Source organism: Marinobacter shunpengi (assembly GCF_045449695.1).
GTDB lineage: Bacteria > Pseudomonadota > Gammaproteobacteria > Pseudomonadales > Oleiphilaceae > Marinobacter.
Window position 1 is genome coordinate 1 of record NZ_JBJJKZ010000007.1, and the last position, 1945, is coordinate 1945.

The window sequence follows — 1945 nt, forward strand, 5'->3', positions numbered from 1 at the left end:
ATCAGGTACTTGATGCCCGCCTCCAGGGACCGTTCCGCCCGGAAGCTGTAGGCCAGCATGCCGTACAGGGGCATGGACAGCAGCTCCAGGCTGATGAACAGGCTCGCCAGGTGGTTGCTGGCCACCAGCCCCAGGGCGTCGGTCACCGCGCACAGCAGCAACAGGTAGAACTCCTCCTGGGGGCGGTGTCTTGGGAGTGTCTGTCCTAACTATGTTCTAGCTATGTTCACCTGCAGCCATCGTCGACGCTTGCGTGAATTCTTTCACTTTGTTTCTATAAGCAAAAAGTTCTTTTGAGAATGCCTGTCCCAGTTATAAGCGTCCCAATTTATAGAGATTATGCAATGACCAAATTGCTACTATTTCCAGATGTTGATACATCCCCTTCTCTGACCGGAACATCTAACTGTTCGTGTATGGAGCTTATTTGGGAAAAGGGAAGATTGTTATCAGCTTCCGACTGTGATCTTTCAAACCTAGAGTTTTGGTGTGAAACCCTGCCACTCGGGAAAATGACGGACTTTGCAGCCACAGACCTCGGTGCACCCGTCGTCTCCGAAAAACTTAAAAAGGTATTGGATGACTTAGGTGTACAGGCTCAGTACTTTCCTGCAAGCATTGCTGAGAAACGAAGTGCACAGCCAGGACAGGGTTATTATGTGATGAATATTATTGGGTTGGTAGACTGCATCGACTTTGCAGCAAGCGATTTAGAGGTCGAGGAAGAAGATGGAGAGGTCGTAGACATTGAAGAGGTTGGTACTATGGTTTTGAAGGAAGAAAGCTTTGGTGACATCTATCGCATGCATATGTTTGAGCGCGTAATCGTACTTGAGGGGCGTATCGCTGATAATTTGCAACGTCTGGGCGTATCGGGAATGAAGCTTATAAAGCCCGAAAAATGGGATGGCATTTTGAGCGAGAAGCCGTAAGGCAGGCTGACTCATCCCTGACGCGACTGCTACCGGCTTTTGAGGGCTCCATCTGAACAGACGGCCTACCTCCGGCCCAAGTCAACCAACCCAAACCAACCCAACAACCCAATCAATAACAGGCCCAGGATAAACCCCAATAACCAAAATCAGCACCGCGACCACGAGAAGAGCCAACCCCCCAACCCGACTCCCCCAGTCATGCACAGCATCCCGATGCCGCATCCCAGGCTCCGGCAGGTACAGGGTCACCATCACCCGCAGGTAATAGAACAGCCCAATGGCGCTACCGGCGACGATGCCGCCCACCAGCCACCACTGGCTGTGGGCTACACCCAGTGCAATCACGTAGAACTTGCCGATAAAGCCGGCGGTCAGTGGGATGCCGGCCAGGGACAGGAAGCTGACGGTCATCACAGCCGCCAGCCAAGGCCGGCGCCAGAACAGGCCGCGGTAGTGGTGCAGGCCGGCAGCATCCTCGCCACCAAAGGGACTGGATACCATGGTAACCACACCGAACGCCGCAAGGGTGGTGACCAGGTAGGTGATCAGGTAGACGCCGGTGGTTTCCACTGCCATGGTGCCGCCCACCACGATGGCCACCAGCAGGTAGCCGAAGTGGGCGATGGAGGAGTAACCCAGCAGACGTTTCAGGTTGGGCTGGAACAGCGCCAGCAGGTTACCGCCGAGCATGGTAATCAGTGCCAGAAGGGTGATCAGGGTGTGTAACCACTCACTTTCGAAGATGGGCGCGGTCATCACCAGTCGCACCAGCAGGATAAATACCGCCAGCTTGCTTACCGTGGCCAGGAAGATAGTGGCCGGGGCCGGGCCGCCCTGGTACACATCCGGGGTCCATAGATGGAAAGGCACGATGGACAGTTTGAAGCCCAGGCCCACCAGCATCAGCACGGCGCCGGCCAGGGTCCAGGTGTCCGGGCTGGTGGCGAGCCCGGCGGCCAGGCCCGCCAGGTCCAGGCGACCGGTGCGGGCATAGATCAGCGCCATGCCGA

Annotated in this window: 2 protein-coding genes and 1 pseudogene; 1 reads left to right on the forward strand and 2 read right to left on the reverse strand. The window is 56.0% G+C overall.

What is annotated here, in order from left to right; genetic code table 11:
• A pseudogene (locus ACJO2E_RS05250) lies at positions 1-179 on the reverse strand (proton-conducting transporter transmembrane domain-containing protein); the annotation flags it as partial.
• 165 nt (positions 180-344) lie between these two features.
• On the opposite strand from ACJO2E_RS05250, the gene ACJO2E_RS05255 reads away from it, so the two are divergent.
• On the forward strand, positions 345-932 hold the full coding sequence (locus ACJO2E_RS05255) for an imm11 family protein (protein ID WP_406962524.1): 588 nt from the start codon (positions 345-347) through the stop codon (positions 930-932).
• Between the two features lie 81 nt (positions 933-1013).
• Here the strand turns inward: ACJO2E_RS05255 and ACJO2E_RS05260 are convergent.
• The coding region (locus ACJO2E_RS05260; RefSeq protein ID WP_406962526.1) for an NADH-quinone oxidoreductase subunit N at positions 1014-1945 on the reverse strand (932 nt) is incomplete at its 5' end.